Below are 13,661 nucleotides of genomic sequence, written 5' to 3'. Positions count from 1 at the left end.
GCGGGCCGCGAGCAGGGGCCACGGGCGGGAGCCGACCAGCATGCCCGCCCCCGTCTCGGGCAGGACGTCCTTGACGACTCCGACGATCGCCGCGTGCGCGAGCCGGTTGGCGCCGAGCTGTTCCAGCGCCTTCGCGCGGTCGCCGAGGTCCAGATCCCAATGCACGGCCAAGCCCCGGGTCAACGGGCGCCAGGAACACTTCGCGTCCACGCTGACGGGCGGCGCCCACGGATCGACGGCGTCGGCGCGGGCCGGCTGCCGGTCCGCGTCCACGCCAGGGACCGCTGGGACACGGCGAGCCGCTTCTCGCCCCTGAGCACCGAGGAGGCGCGCCGGGCCCTGGCCAAGGGCATACCCGGCTGCCCGCAGTGCCGTCCTCACATCACCCTCGGAGTGCGCTGGCCGGACCGAGGACCCGGAGGGCGGAAAGCAGCGTCCTTGGGCTGCCGTGTGAAGAACCCAGCCCGTTCGCTTTCGCCGATCCTCCGCCCTCCCGCGTCGGCCGCGCTGACCAGCGCGGCCACTCCTCGACCGGAATGTCCAGGCTCAGGCCCGTCAGGACGTTGGCTCGGGCCGTTCGTCGTCCTCGACGGCGGCGGCCGGTCCGCAGGGGGGAGGCCGCCGCCTGTGGGGTCACAGGGTGTCTTCGGCCTTGATGACGCCGCCCTGGACGACGAACTCCTGGTCCGAGGAGGTGCTGCACTGCGACACGCGCACTCTGTCGTCGTTGTTGCGTGTCGGTCCCATGTCCAGGCAGGTCTCACGGCTCGTGCCGATCGTGTCCCTGAAGACGAAGCGGCCGTCGCGTACGACCCACAGTTGGTGGCGCAGGAACGCACCGGTGCCGCACGGCTCCAGATCGACGTACTTGCCGTCCTCGATTTCCATGGCGGTCAGGCACATCTCCTGGCTGGTGCCGAACGTGTCACCTCTGATGATCTTTCCGCCGTCGATGACGAAGCGCTGGTTGACGTCACCCGGGGCGCACTCCCAGATCCGGATGCTGCTCAAAGTGGCGCGGGAATCGGAGGACACGCACATCGGCTTGCTCGGCGCGGTCCGCACGTTCAGCGTGGCATCGGCCGTCAGCGGAACGCCGGCAGCCGCGTCGGTGTAGCTGAGCCTGCCGGAACCGGGGGACAGCGTGGTCTCCGCCGGGGCCGTGCGCGCCACCGTCACCTGCGGCGAAAACCGCATGTACGTGTTGGTCGGCCAGCCGCTGACTCCACCGTTGACCCCGTAGCCGTCGCAGGTCAGCGTGGTGTCGGAGTTACTGCGTACGCAGTTGCGCAGGCCCAGGTTGTTGGGGGCCCAGCTGGATCCAGGGACGCCGAACTCGCTGGGCACGATGCTCTGCGCGGGGAAAGTGGTGTTGGCGGGGGCGGTGAAGGTGATCTGGACACCGCTCGCCGGCACCGTCGAGTTCCCCCCGGTGTTCTGGTAGGTCCAGGGCACCGCTCCGGTTTCGCCACGGGCAAGCGTCACCAGCGTCGGCACATCCCGGCCGACCAGGGGCTGCGCGGCGGCCGGCGAAGCCGCGAGGATCCCCCAGGCCAATGCGGCCAGGACGCTTCCCGTCAGACCGGCCAGCCTGGTCGTCGAATGATTCACGGACACATCTCCGTTCCTTGCGGCGCAGGGGGACGTGGACGTCGAAGACCTCTGACGAGGCCGCCCTGCGAAGAATGATCAAACTGGACGTCTGCTGGGGGGCGGGAGCGTTGAGGTCACGCACGGATTGATCCGAACGTGTCGCTGTGACCGCCTTCCTGCGTTCCCGTGCGGCGAGGAGGCGCGGGCCTTGCCATCGTCTGCCCGGCCCACCCCACAGCACCTGGTGGCCACCGGCTCCGGACGCAGCACTCAGCACTCAGCACTCAGCACTCCGGCATACCTCCGGAACCGGGCCTGACACCTCAGGTCAGGGCGTGGTGAGGGTCGGGTTCTTGACCACCTTCGCGCAGATCGCGTACGCCTTCAGGGTTCCCGCGTTGCTGGGGTCGGCGTTCGTCGCGAACGCCCACCAGCGTTCCCCGCTGATCGGCGCACTCGCCGTCAAGTGGTAACGGTCGGCGTAGGAGTTCCCCGCGGTCACGATGGCCCCGCCCCCGGTGCGGGTCTCCCCCGCCGGGCACTCCGCCACCGCCGCCGCCCGCCCCGGGTAGCCACCGGCAGCCGGCGGAATGGTGACCTCCGCGCCCTCTACCACACGCACCACATCGTCAGCCTGCGCCAGACCAGCGCCCCCGAACACCATCACGACAGCTGCAGCGGCCACGAACGACTTCTTCAGCACAGCGATCCACCTTCACTCGAACGGGAAAAGAAGAGCGGGTACCGCACCCTCGGCACCACCCACGCCCACCCAACCCCAGCCCCCACACACAACCCGCGTTCCCACCCCCGGCCGGCACGCACGTTCACCGCAGAAACGATTGTCATTACCGCAAACAGCCCTGCGCACGCCCGGGAACCATCCACCTTGGACAATCAGGGGCAACTACGGCCCAGCGGCGTCCGCGCTGCCGGCCGCCGTCGTGAACATCCCCGCAGGGACGGCAGCCGTACCGCCTCCCGAACTGCCGCCAAAACGCAGCTCCCTGTCGCGTACGGAGCCAGCCTGAAATGTCGCCGAGTTCCGAGAGCCGAGCATCTTTCGCCACGTCCGACCAGGCCCGCGTGTCAGCGCGGCCTGAGGGGGGGATGGGAGCGGGTGCGCGCGGTTGCGACGCACACCACTACGCCGTGCAACTGCGCGTACCCGACCTCCCAGGCAGGACCAACCCCCCTGCGGCCCGATCCTCCAGGCGCCTAACGAATGGTCTGGACTTCGAAGTCCATCGGCGTCCCCCCGGCCACGCAGCGCAGCTGCAAGAAACTGACGGGGCGAAGCACGACGTCGCTCTCGTTGGAGGAGGTGCTGCGGACGGTCAACCCGGTCCTTCGGGGCTGGTCCACCTATTTCCGCTACGGCGCATCCAAGAAGACGTTCTCCTACTCGGCTGGTACGCGTGGTGGAGACTGATCCATTGGATTCGCTACAAGCATCCCCGTGTGACCTGGAAACAGTTGCGCCACCGCTACTACGGAGCGGACCGCATCGCTGAGGGCGGGCTCGTCCTCTACAACCCGGCGAAGATGCGGGTCGAGCGATACCGCTTCCGCGGAGCGCAGATCAGCACGCCTTACAACATCGACGAGGTCAATCCAGACGGAGCACGCTTCCGCCGGACCACCCACGACGATGTGGCCTTCGTCGGCCAGGTTAGCGAATACCTCGCCTGATTCATTGAGTCACGTGGAGAGCCGGATGCTCGGCCAACGGGCACGTCCGGTTCGGCGGGCGGGGATGGGAAAACCGACACCTGAAAGGGTGCACGGCGTCCCGTCCCCGACCCAACACATGGAACTCGACCGCCGCGGCGCCGAACTCCTCTTCCAAGTTTTGACGGAGCGGGAGGAAAAGAACAGTGTGGCGATCGCCTCGAACGAGTCGTTCGGCAAAGCGCACATGTTCCGGCGAACCTGTGCCAGGCGGCGCCGAAACCATCCAGGTTCGGCCAGGCTCAGGTTTTCTCCAGGGGACGGCTCTTGTGCCAGACCTCTCTGAGGGCTTCGAGTTCGAAGCGGGGAAAGTGCTCGCCCCACTTGCCGCGATACCCGCTCTCGCCGTACTTCCGCGCGACCTCGTCGAAACATCGGACCACAGCGCGAGCCACAGTGCCGATGCTTTGTTGGCTCGACCAGATTTCGGTTCCAGCGTTGTCGTGGTTGCTGCCGTCGGCCAGTTCCAGCACACGAATCCACACGTCGGTGCCCTCGCGGTAGAGGATCCAGCGGAAGGCGGTGGGTTCCGCCTCGAACTGCACGCGTACCTCCGCCTCACCGGTGACGAGGCGGAGGTACGCCGTCAGTAGGTCCTCGGGGGCTGTGGAGATGTATGAGGCTGTGACCTCGGCTTCCGCCTGATGATCGGCGATGGTGCAGTCGGCCCATCCCCGCCCGCTGAGAGTCCAAACGAGCTGCATGTCACCCACGATGACCGGCCTCCTGGCCGAGGAAGTGCCGGACATCGGCTGCGAGAGTGGACATCTGCTCGCCGGCTTCCAGCCAGGTGGTGACGGATGCCTCCCAGCTACCAACGGATATTTTCCAAGGACGTAGTGTCCAGGTCAGCCCAACATGGCCGCCCGAGCGGAAGACCGCTCTGACGGTGAGATCGCGGTCGTTGGTCTGCCAGACACGCTCTCCATCCCAGCCGCGGAAGTCCTCGGAGAGCTTCTCCAGGAAAGGAGCCAGGTCGGCGCCCCAGTTCCAGGCTGCCACGCCGTCCAGGCGAGCGTTCAGGCCGGCCGCGCATGCCTCGATGGCGTAGTGGACGCAGTCTTCGTCTTCGTCGAAGAGGTCGCAGAGCTTCACTGAGACGGCCCGGTCGTCCTGGCAGCGGACGGTCAATTCGGCTGGTTCTTCGCGGGCGGCGTCTCGGGAGCTCATCCAGAAACACTAGGTCAAGGAGGTGCTTGTCGTCACCGTGATTGCAGGTCAGGCAGGCGGCCGGGGTCGACGTGGTCGGCGAGATAGATCATGGTGGCCTCGGGGTCCATGCCGAACGCGGCGGCGACGAGTTTGGGATCCATGGTGTTGACCAGATCAAGTAGTCGAGTGCAGCGGATCATGCGGGGCGGGAAGCCGCACGCGTCGAGGACGTGACTGACATAGGCGGTGGACGCTGGGCCCCGGCCGGACTTCGTCTGGCGGGTGACCATCACATGCGGGTTGTCCGTCCGCTGACCTTCACGGTGGGCCAGGCAGCGTTCCAGCACTGCCCAGGACGCCGGATCCAGAGGAATTGGATGCGGGCGGGCGCCCAGCCGGGCGGTCCGTGCACGAAAGTCGAGGGCGTCGCTCTGCAGCATCTTGACCTCTCGGCTTGAGGCGCCGTGCAACAGCGCGAACATGCCCAGCAGGGCTTCGTGCGGGTGGACGGCCGGATCCGTTGTCCAGCGGCGGAACAACACACGTTGCTGGTCAAGCGTCAGCGTCGCACCGGTGAAGCCGCTCGGTCCTCGGGCTGTCAGACCTTGGGCGGGATCGATGAGGACGATCTTCCGGGAACGCGCGAAGCGGAAGAACTGCCTGAGGACGACCAGGCGTCGCTTTCGGGCCTTGGGTGTGCCGGCCAGGAAGGTTTCGAGATCGTGCACGTCGGTCAGTGCCCAGTCCCGCTTGCCGCGCTCACCGGCGAGAAACACGGAGAGATCACGCACGGTGGCAAGTGCGGTTTCGATGGTGGCATCGGTGCGAGGCAGCGTTCCGGCACGCCGGGATCGCTCACGCGAACGGATCATGAAGTCGGCGAAAGCCTCCACTGCGGGTTGCAGGGGGTCGGGCACCGCGAGGATGCGGCGTTGTCGGCGGCCGGCTGCGAGCCGCTCGGCCTGGTCGGTGGCCATGGCCAGACCGCGACTGGTGAAGAAGGTCTCCAAAGCACGGGCGAGGGAGCCCATCGAGCGGCCCGGGCGGCGGGAGCGTTCGAGTACGGACTGGGGGAGGTTGGGCTGGCTGTCCAGGAGAAGCCGCCCGAGGGAAGTGATCATCGTGCAGGCCCGGCCGACGGAGTACTTGGCGGCGAGATCTGTCGTGAAGTCCTGCAGCCAGTCGGGCGGATTGTCGAGTTCGGCGATGAGGTTCTCGGCTCGGACGAAGGGGCGGTCGGGGTGGCGCTGCCAGCAGGCTGAGCACAGTCCCAGCCCTGCGTGCTTCCGTACTCTGCCGCATTGCTCGCAGGCACGGGGTGGCTGTTTGGCCTGCCGGGGACGCGAGCAGTGCCCGCACCAGCCGGTGTCCTCTCGGAGATATCCGGGTCGGCTGCAGCGAGGGCACGTGGCCTTGGCGGCGTCGCGTTCGGACTCCCGCAGGCAAGTGCGGCAGAGAGCCGAGGATTTGCTCCGCACCGGCTGTCCGCATGCGGTGCATACGCGTGAGCAGGTGATGCACCGGCCGGTGTCTGCTTGGAGGACGCGCTGCTGGCCGCACCGGGGACAAGCGGACCGGGTCGCGGCCTCCCTCTGCTGGGCAGTGCAGCGGCAGCAGTAGTGCCGGTCGATGAATCCGACCGGGGCTCCGCAGCCGGTGCAGTCGCTCTGTTTGACGCCCACGATTCCGCCCTCTCCAGGTCACAGAGGCGGCATCGAACGGCCCCGCGCGGAGACTGCCTTCGGCAGGTCGGCGACCGGCCGAATCGGGGCCGCGGGACGTTCGACGGGGGTGGTGTCGACTTCGAACAGGTCGTTGGGAGTGCAGTCCAGCGCGGTGCACAACGCGATCAGCGTGGACATCTTCACCTGGGATGGCTCTTTGCTGAACAGCGCGGACACCGACGCGGAGGACATTTGCAGTCCGGCGCGTTCGGCCAGCAGCCGCTGCAGCTGGGTGCCGGTCCAGATCTCGCGCTGGGCGGCGGCCATCCGCAGACGCCATCGGATCTTCATGCGGAGCTGTCCCCCTCGGCGGTGAGTTCGCTGAGCGTGGTTGTCACTGCACGGCGATAGGCATCCTCGATGAACGTTGCGGAGGGACGGACGTATCTCATGGTCGAGCTGACCGTCCAGTGGCCAAGGAGTTGCTGGATCGCCACCAGGTCCACGCCGCGCTCGTAGTTGTGGGTCGCGCAGGCCCGCCGCAGAGCATGCGGACTGAACCGGTCCGTCGCCGGGCGGCCTTCGAGTTCCATCAGATACCGCAGGCGGTTGCGGATCGTCCCGCGGTGCAGACTGCCACCGGACTCGTCCGCGAATAGCACCGGTGAGTCGGGGAACTTGCTGCGGACGTCGTCGAGAAACCAGTGCAGGACGAGGTCGAGTCCGTCCAGCATCGGCACCCAGCGCGGCCGGGGCCCGGAGGTGCGAGCGCCTTTGCCGAACCGCACGTGGAGTTTTCCGAACGGTCCCCGCGTGAAGTGAAGGTCCGGGCGGTCCAGAAGCGACACCTCTTCGGACCTCAGGCCGGCGTGATAGAGGGTCCGGAACATCGCATAGTCACGGGCAGCGGGTGCGTACTTCCGGGCGGTGGCGATCCGGGCCTTGAGAAAGTCGAAGAACTCCGCGACCCGCTCGGGGGTCGGTGGCGGCAGCTGGGCCGGGGAGTCGTCCCCGACATGCCGGGACGCGTTGAACTCATCGACCGGGCAGACCAGGCGGACGCCGAAACCGGCTTCGATCTCGACGGCCTTGCGGACCTGCAGAAACCGGTGGAAGCCCTTGAAGATCTGCACATACTCGCGCCGGGTCGAGGCAGCCCGCCCGGCAAGGGCCAGGTTGCCGACGACACGGTCGATGTCTTCGGGGGTGACGTCCCAGGCGGGCCGGCCCAGCGCGGTGAGCGTCCGTTCCAACAAGCCGATGTCGTTCTCGACCGTCACCGGACTGAACCCACGCGCCCGCCACGAGGCAACGAACGCCTCAACGCAGTCGGCCTGAAACTCCCACGGATCGGCGGTCACCGGCTCCAGCAAGACGGCACCACCCTGGACCACCCTCAACTGGGATGTCACCGGCACACCTTCCTCGCACCTGACCGATCAAGGCAGCACCTGGAGAATCCGGGCACCACCACGAAGACCAACGAGGACAGCAGAAGATGGATACGGGCCGGTGGCAGCGGCGATCCACGAAAAGGAACATGTGCCAGCCCCAGATGGCTGGACAAAGACCTTCACCGACCCCCGGCTCTGCGCGGCCATCGTGGACCGACTCACCTTCGGCGGCAACATCATCGAGACCGGCACCGACTCTTACCGCCTCGCCACCACCCGCGCCCGCGCCGAACAACAAGCCGCCGGCTGACCACGAACCGAACACCATCGATGTCGGGACGGTCAGCTGGCAAACACTCGCCGCACCTTTTCGAGACGAGCACGCTGATCATCGATCCAGCCGGTCGCCGGGAAGAGGGGAAAGCTGACCGTCACCTGCGACGACGGGCCGTCATGGAGCGACACCCCGATCACACCAGGGCTCAGCGGCTTGATCTTGAACTGGACCGTCCGACCCGAGTTCAGCCACGACACGAACCGACCTGCGGCGAGCTCCTCAAGGGCCTCCTGCCAGTCATCGAGGTCATCGGACATGACATAAACGGGGAAGCTGCCCTTGACGGTCTCGGTCTCCACAACGAACTCGCAGTCCAGACAGTCCCTGCCAGGAGCTGGCAGCTCCAACACACGCAGAGAGACAACGTGACCGCTCGTCCCCGGCGGATCCGCCAGATGAATCAGCTCGCCCAGCTCGTCTTCCATGACAGCCCCTCTCCGTCGACCTCGAACAGAGGCATCATTCCTGAGCTCCTCGGCAAGCACGGCGCCGAGGTGGGTGTTGCTGATTCTCACCAACATTCCGCAGCCTGCTGATCACCTGCCGCTGCCGAAACCCCTCGACAATCGTTCCTCGTTGTCACCTACGCAGCCAGACCAGCTCGTTTCACGGAGGACACATGCCGCAGGACATCGAGTTCCACCTCCCCTTCCCCACCGCGCTCAACCCAAACCTGGCAGCCGCCCGGGAGCGGAATCTGGCCTGGGTGCAGGATGTGGGCCTCGTCGGGGAGGGCCGCTCACTGGAGTGGTACGCCTCCTGGGACATGCCGCGTCTGGCCGCCGCCGGAGTGCCCTACGCCCAAGGGCCGGCGCTGGACTTGTGCGCGGACTCGATGGCGTTGTTCTTCGTCTTCGACGACCAGTTCGACGGGGCGCTGGGCCAGGACCCTGCCCGGGCCGCGGCCGTGTGCCAGACGATGACCGACATCGTCCACGGCACCCTCCCCGGACCGGGCGCGGACGCGTGCTCGCGGGCGTTCGCCGACATCTGGGCGCGCAGCATTGACGGCGCGCATCCCGGCTGGGTCGTTCGGTGTGCGCACGAGTGGGAGTACTACTTCGCCACCCAGGCCCACGAGGCCATAGGCCGCCTGCGCGGCACGCCCGCCGACATGGAGACCTACCTGCAGGTGAGGCGCGGCATCGCCGGCACCGACCTGCCGCTCTCGCTGGGCGAGAGAGCCGCCGGCATCCACATACCGGCGGCGGCCTTCCACAGTCCGCAGCTGCGCATCATGCGCCAGGCCGCCATAGACGTCACCTTCATGTGCAACGACGTCTACTCCTTGGAGAAGGAAGAAGCCCGCGGCGATATGGACATCCTCGTCCTCGTCATCGAACACTAGCAACCGTGCAGCCGTGAGGAAGCCATCGCCGGAGCCCGACAGGAAGTCCGCCGTCGGGTCGTACGGTTCCGGGAACTCGCCCTCCAGGTCCCCGGGCTGTGTGCGGATCTGGGCCTGACCGACCGGGAGGCCGGTGCCGTGGACACGTACGTGGAGGTCATGGGCGCGTGGATGAGCGGCTACCACGCCTGGCAGACCCAAACCCGGCGCTACACCAACGCACCCCACGTCCTGCCCCACACCGGCCCCGGCCACTTCGAACAAGTCCTCGGCACCTAGCCGCATCCACGCGCAGCGGCGGGGCTTACGCCGTCGGCCGGCAGGATCCCTGTTCCCAGCCGGGAACGCTCAGCCCGGTGAACCTCCCGTACCGTGCCTGCGTCTTCTCGCTCGACTGTCCCTACACGCGCAGGAGAAGAGGCCGTTGATTGAAAAGGACGTTGAGCGGACCGACGAACGGACTGATGGCCCGGGGCCCCGGTGGGCGGGCCTCGGGACGTGGGGGGCCATCGGACTGGTCGTCTTCGGGATTCTCTGGGCAGTGTGGGTCTTCCTCCGGCTTCCCGGCGCCCCGGAAAACCCGGCGACCGGCTACTACCAGGCCGCCAAGGTCCTCGCCGTCGGCCTGGTACTCGCAGGCAGCTCCCTGCTGAGCCGTCGCCGTCGTGCCCGGTGAGCACCGCCAGACCAGGCGACCTCCCAAATTGCTGGCCGAACTCGCAGAATCTGCCAACAACTAGGAGAACTTGACACGCGCGGATGACGAACAGTGTCTCGCGCCCCTGCCCGCGTTGCTTGAGTGCCTAACCCCCTGATGACCGGATCAGTCCGCTGGCGGACCCGATGCGGCCTGTCTCCCGGCCGCCCGCGCGGGGCAGACTTGGGGACATGAACCGAGCACTGATCGTCATCGATGTCCAGGAGTCCTTCCGCGCCGAGCCGCTGTGGGAAACGATCTCCGACCCGAATATCGCCGAGAAAGTGAATCGCCTGGTCCGGATCTCCCGGCAGGCTGGGGACCTGGTGGTGTGGGTGCTGCACTCCGAGCCCGGCGCTGGCGATGTCTTCGACCCGGCCCTCGGCCATGTCCGGCTGATGGCGGAGCTGGAGCGGGTGGAGGGGGAGCCGGTGATCCACAAGACCTCGCACAACGCCTTCACCACCACCAACCTGCAGCAGCTCCTCACCGGGCACGGCATCCGCGAGCTCACCGTCTGCGGTATCCGTACCGAGCAGTGCGCGGAGACGACTACCCGCGTCGCATGCGACCTCGGCTACGAGGTCACCTTCGTGATCGACGCGACCGCGACGCATCCCATTCCCCACCGCGACGCCCCCGCGGACCAGAGCGTCGCCGATCTGCTTGCCGACCCCCGCACGTTGCCGTCCGCGGAGGTCATCAGGCGCACCGAGTACGCGCTCGCCGGACGCTTCGCCACCATCGCGACGATCGACGAGCTGGAGGCCACGGCGGAACCCGTACGATGACCGAATCGTGAGCCTCATCGTCTTCTTCCTGGTTCCCGGAGTCCAATTGCTGGACCTGGCCGGCCCTGCGCAGGTGTTCTCCACTGCGGCCGACTTCGGGCACGCCTACACGCTCTCCTACGTCGCCGAGCAGCCGCAGGTCTCCACCGCCCAGGGTCTGCCGCTGCTGGCCGGGCTCGAGTGGCCCGAGCTCGGTCCCGAAGATCTGATCGTGGTGCCCGGCTGGTGGCCGGGTGTCCTGGCCGACGGCCCCGCCATCGGCGCGGCCTCCCTCCTGGTCCTCCGGGAACACCACGCACGGGGTGGGACGGTGGCCAGCGTCTGCGCCGGAGCCGATGCGCTCGGCCAGGCCGGCCTGCTCGACGGCCGCCGCTGCACCACTCACCACGAGCTGCAGGACGAATTGGCCCTGCGCCACCCCGGGGCGGTGGTCGTCCGCGACGTCCTGTTCACCGCCGACGACCGGGTGATCACCTCGGCCGGTATCGCCAGCGGCATCGATCTGGCCCTGCACCTGGTCGCGACCCGGCACGGCCCGGCCGCCGCCGCCCAAGTGGCCCGGGACATGGTCGTCTACGCCCGCCGCAACGGCCATGACCCGCAGTCCAGCGCGATGCTCCGACACCGGTCCCACCTCGACGACACCGTGCACCGAGCCCAAGACCTCATCGACACCCACTTCGACCAACCACTCCCCCTGCCGACCCTCGCCGCGGCCGTCGGCGTGAGCGAACGCACCCTCACCCGCCTCTTCAGCCGTGCCACCGGGCTCACCCCCCTGCGCTACCAGCAGACCCTCCGCCTTGAACGCGCCCAACACCTCATCAGCCAAGGCGCAACGATCGATGCTGCTGCCCGCGCGGTCGGATTCGAGGACCCCCGCATGCTGCGCCGCCTCCGCGCCCGCACGGCCTAACCCGTCGGGTCCCACGGGTGCCGGCACCGCAATCCTCCCTCGGTTCCGGCACCCCAGCCCTTTCCTGCCCCTACCGTCTACGCGGCACGAGTCCGGTTTCGAAGGCGATGATCGCCAGGTGGACGCGGTCCCGAGCCTCGAGCTTGGCGAACAGACGCGCGACATGGGTCTTCGCGGTCGCCGCGCTGATCACCAGCCGCTCGGCTATCTCAGTGTTCGACAGTCCCTGTCCGACCAGTGCCAGCACCTCGCGCTCCCGGCCGGTGATCCCCGCGATGGGACTCGAGTCCGCGGCGGGCCCGGCGTCCGGTTCGGGGGCCGCGGGGCCGGACGTTCCGGCGAAGTCCGCGATCAGCCGTCGGGTCACGCTCGGCGCGATCAGCGCGTCGCCCGCGGCCACCACGCGGATCGCTTCCAGGATCGCGTCCAGGGCCATGCTCTTGAGCAGGAATCCGCTGGCCCCGGCGCGCAGTGCACCGTAGACGTACTCGTCGTGGTCGAAGGTCGTCAGCACCAAGACCTTGGGCGGGTCCGGCTCGGCGGTCGCCTGTCGGGTCGCCTCGATCCCGTCCATGCCCGGCATCCGAATGTCCATCACCACGACGTCCGGCCGCAGTTCACGCACCAGGCGCACCGCCTCGCGGCCGTCGCCGGCCTCGCCGACCACCTCCAGGTCGTCGGTGTCGCCGATCAGGATCCCGAGCCCGACCAACATCAGCGGCTGATCGTCGACCAGCAGTACCCGTACGCTCATGCCGGAAGCCTCGCCGTCACCCGGAAGCCGCCCTCCGGACGCCGGTCCGCGCTGAACTGGCCGGACAGCAACGTCACCCGCTCGCGCATGCCGAGCAGGCCGTAGCCGCTCCCGCCGGCCGCTGCCGAGGGCCTCGGACGGCCGGGCCCGCCGAGCCCGTCGTTCCCGTCGTCCACCACCTCGATCGTCACTCCTTCCAGCTCGTAACCGACTGCGACCCGGCACGTCCGCGCCCCGGAATGCCGCACCACGTTCGTCACCGACTCCTGGATGATCCGGAACGCCGACAGTTCGATCTCCGGCGGCAGCGGACGCCGCTCGCCCCGCCAGGTCACATGGACCCGCACCCCGGCGCCGGCCGTGCGTTCGGCGAGCTGAGGGACGTCGGCCAGGCTGCCCGCTGGCGCCAGCGGAGCGGCCTGCGGCATGGCGTCGTCCGGCTCGGCGCGGCGTAGCGCCCCGAGCATGCGCTGCAGTTCGAGCAGCGTCTCCCGGCTGGTGGTCTCGATGCCGCACAGCGCCTGCCGCGTCTGCTCGGGCTTGGTCTCCACGACCCGCGCCGCCGCTCCCGACAGCACCGTGATGATCCCGATGCTGTGCGCGACGCTGTCGTGCAGCTCGCGGGCGATCCGCAGCCGCTCGGCCATGACGACGCGGGCCGCGGTCTGCTCCTGCAGGGCTTCCTGGTATTCACGGCGTTTGCGGTACACCCCTCCGAAGACCCACGCGACCGCGAACCACAACGCGAACTGCCCGGCCCACTGGGACGCGTCGCCGACGTTCTGCCCGCTGATGTGGATGTCGTTGAAGAACGCGGCCGCGACGGCCGCGACGGAGCCGACGGCGGCAGCCTTGGGCCGCCGGACGGCGAGGTACCCGCCCAAGCCGACGAGCAGGACGAACACGATGAAGGGCCTCGCGCCGAAGGCGTCGCCGAGGACTGCTTCGCCCAGGACCGCCGCGAAGACCGCCGCCGGCAGACGGCGCACCAGTAGAACCGGCAGGGCGAGCACGACGCAGAGACCGAGCATCTGGAAGGCCCCGAGGGCGGGGAACCGGAACAGGCCGTCGTAGTGCGCCCAATCAGTGGGCAGCATCGTCAAGGCGAGAACCAGCGCGTACAAGCATGCGGTGGCCAGCACCACGGCCTGTGACATCAGCCAGGTCACGCGCTTCGATGTCGACAGACGCTGGAGAAGCTGTTCCATACGGAGATCGTATGCAGTGGCGTCGGCTCTGCGCGTCGCCCCGGGGATGTACGTCGGATACACCCCCGGGGCGATG

At 68.2% G+C, this 13,661-nt stretch carries 17 protein-coding genes and 3 pseudogenes; 10 read left to right on the top strand and 10 right to left on the bottom strand.

Translation table 11 applies throughout. From position 1 onward, the window contains the following. Nucleotides 1-159: 159 nt before the first annotated feature. A pseudogene (locus ACFXDJ_RS15605) lies at nt 160-381 on the top strand (DUF6233 domain-containing protein); the annotation flags it as partial. A gap of 252 nt (nt 382-633) precedes the next feature. Here the strand turns inward: ACFXDJ_RS15605 and ACFXDJ_RS15600 are convergent. Together ACFXDJ_RS15600 and ACFXDJ_RS15595 are read right to left on the bottom strand one after the other, a co-directional pair. Further along, nucleotides 634-1,611 carry a ricin-type beta-trefoil lectin domain protein gene (locus ACFXDJ_RS15600; protein WP_384655386.1) on the bottom strand — a complete coding sequence of 326 codons (978 nt, stop codon included), beginning with the start codon at nt 1,609-1,611 and terminating at the stop codon, nt 634-636. Nucleotides 1,612-1,921: 310 nt separating this feature from the next. Continuing rightward, on the bottom strand, nt 1,922-2,218 hold the full coding sequence (locus tag ACFXDJ_RS15595) for a hypothetical protein (protein WP_384849213.1): 297 nt from the start codon (nt 2,216-2,218) through the stop codon (nt 1,922-1,924). Between the two features lie 600 nt (nt 2,219-2,818). On the opposite strand from ACFXDJ_RS15595, the gene ACFXDJ_RS15590 reads away from it, so the two are divergent. The 3 genes and pseudogenes from ACFXDJ_RS15590 to ACFXDJ_RS15580 form a co-directional block, all read left to right on the top strand. Then, a complete protein-coding gene (locus ACFXDJ_RS15590; RefSeq protein WP_384655393.1) occupies nt 2,819-3,025 on the top strand; it encodes a group II intron maturase-specific domain-containing protein in 207 nt (68 codons plus the stop codon). Between the two features lie 29 nt (nt 3,026-3,054). Next, a complete protein-coding gene (locus ACFXDJ_RS15585) occupies nt 3,055-3,285 on the top strand; it encodes a hypothetical protein (RefSeq protein ID WP_384655395.1) in 231 nt (76 codons plus the stop codon). 115 nt (nt 3,286-3,400) lie between these two features. Next, nucleotides 3,401-3,499 (top strand): annotated as a pseudogene (locus ACFXDJ_RS15580) (AAA family ATPase); the annotation flags it as partial. A gap of 67 nt (nt 3,500-3,566) precedes the next feature. Here the strand turns inward: ACFXDJ_RS15580 and ACFXDJ_RS15575 are convergent. The 5 genes from ACFXDJ_RS15575 to ACFXDJ_RS15555 all read right to left on the bottom strand — a co-directional run bounded on the left by ACFXDJ_RS15575 (nt 3,567) and on the right by ACFXDJ_RS15555 (nt 7,552). Next, nucleotides 3,567-4,028 carry a hypothetical protein gene (locus tag ACFXDJ_RS15575; protein WP_384849226.1) on the bottom strand — a complete coding sequence of 154 codons (462 nt, stop codon included), beginning with the start codon at nt 4,026-4,028 and terminating at the stop codon, nt 3,567-3,569. 1 nt (nt 4,029) lies between these two features. Beyond that, on the bottom strand, nt 4,030-4,494 hold the full coding sequence (locus ACFXDJ_RS15570; protein ID WP_362373593.1) for a DUF6228 family protein: 465 nt from the start codon (nt 4,492-4,494) through the stop codon (nt 4,030-4,032). Nucleotides 4,495-4,526: 32 nt separating this feature from the next. Further along, nucleotides 4,527-5,597: a tyrosine-type recombinase/integrase gene (locus ACFXDJ_RS15565; RefSeq protein WP_384849210.1), complete on the bottom strand. Its 1,071-nt coding sequence runs from the start codon at nt 5,595-5,597 to the stop codon at nt 4,527-4,529. 579 nt (nt 5,598-6,176) lie between these two features. Next, a complete protein-coding gene (locus ACFXDJ_RS15560) occupies nt 6,177-6,491 on the bottom strand; it encodes a helix-turn-helix transcriptional regulator (RefSeq protein WP_116156759.1) in 315 nt (104 codons plus the stop codon). Continuing rightward, nucleotides 6,488-7,552 carry a tyrosine-type recombinase/integrase gene (locus tag ACFXDJ_RS15555; RefSeq protein WP_384655404.1) on the bottom strand — a complete coding sequence of 355 codons (1,065 nt, stop codon included), beginning with the start codon at nt 7,550-7,552 and terminating at the stop codon, nt 6,488-6,490. Before ACFXDJ_RS15555 ends, ACFXDJ_RS15560 begins: the two co-directional genes overlap by 4 nt. A 145-nt stretch (nt 7,553-7,697) precedes the next feature. Between ACFXDJ_RS15555 and ACFXDJ_RS15550 the strand changes: the two are divergent. Beyond that, nucleotides 7,698-7,844 (top strand): annotated as a pseudogene (locus tag ACFXDJ_RS15550) (ATP-binding protein); the annotation flags it as partial. Nucleotides 7,845-7,876: 32 nt separating this feature from the next. Here ACFXDJ_RS15550 and ACFXDJ_RS15545 read toward each other — a convergent pair. Further along, nucleotides 7,877-8,296: a DUF5959 family protein gene (locus ACFXDJ_RS15545; RefSeq protein ID WP_384655407.1), complete on the bottom strand. Its 420-nt coding sequence runs from the start codon at nt 8,294-8,296 to the stop codon at nt 7,877-7,879. 194 nt (nt 8,297-8,490) lie between these two features. Between ACFXDJ_RS15545 and ACFXDJ_RS15540 the strand changes: the two genes are divergently transcribed. The 5 genes from ACFXDJ_RS15540 to ACFXDJ_RS15520 all read left to right on the top strand — a co-directional run bounded on the left by ACFXDJ_RS15540 (nt 8,491) and on the right by ACFXDJ_RS15520 (nt 11,623). Beyond that, nucleotides 8,491-9,219, top strand: coding sequence for a terpene cyclase (locus tag ACFXDJ_RS15540; protein ID WP_384655410.1), 729 nt, complete (start codon nt 8,491-8,493; stop codon nt 9,217-9,219). A gap of 138 nt (nt 9,220-9,357) precedes the next feature. Further along, entirely contained in the window at nt 9,358-9,498 is a 141-nt protein-coding gene (locus ACFXDJ_RS15535; RefSeq protein WP_384655413.1) for a hypothetical protein, read from the top strand. 262 nt (nt 9,499-9,760) lie between these two features. Beyond that, nucleotides 9,761-9,895, top strand: coding sequence for an LPXTG cell wall anchor domain-containing protein (locus ACFXDJ_RS15530; RefSeq protein ID WP_384655416.1), 135 nt, complete (start codon nt 9,761-9,763; stop codon nt 9,893-9,895). A gap of 212 nt (nt 9,896-10,107) precedes the next feature. Beyond that, on the top strand, nt 10,108-10,707 hold the full coding sequence (locus tag ACFXDJ_RS15525; protein WP_384655419.1) for a cysteine hydrolase family protein: 600 nt from the start codon (nt 10,108-10,110) through the stop codon (nt 10,705-10,707). Nucleotides 10,708-10,714: 7 nt separating this feature from the next. Then, a complete protein-coding gene (locus ACFXDJ_RS15520; RefSeq protein WP_384655421.1) occupies nt 10,715-11,623 on the top strand; it encodes a GlxA family transcriptional regulator in 909 nt (302 codons plus the stop codon). 70 nt (nt 11,624-11,693) lie between these two features. On the opposite strand, the gene ACFXDJ_RS15515 is transcribed toward ACFXDJ_RS15520, so the two are convergent. Continuing rightward, nucleotides 11,694-12,377: a response regulator gene (locus tag ACFXDJ_RS15515; protein WP_384655424.1), complete on the bottom strand. Its 684-nt coding sequence runs from the start codon at nt 12,375-12,377 to the stop codon at nt 11,694-11,696. Then, a complete protein-coding gene (locus tag ACFXDJ_RS15510; RefSeq protein WP_384849207.1) occupies nt 12,374-13,585 on the bottom strand; it encodes a sensor histidine kinase in 1,212 nt (403 codons plus the stop codon). The genes ACFXDJ_RS15515 and ACFXDJ_RS15510 overlap by 4 nt, the downstream gene beginning before the upstream one ends. Nucleotides 13,586-13,661: the final 76 nt, after the last annotated feature.

The organism is Streptomyces sp. NPDC059443 (assembly GCF_042750105.1).
In the GTDB taxonomy this organism is placed as follows: Bacteria; Actinomycetota; Actinomycetes; order Streptomycetales; family Streptomycetaceae; genus Streptomyces.
The sequence above is the reverse complement of the archived record's forward strand: the minus strand, read 5'-3'. Positions and strand labels throughout refer to the sequence as shown.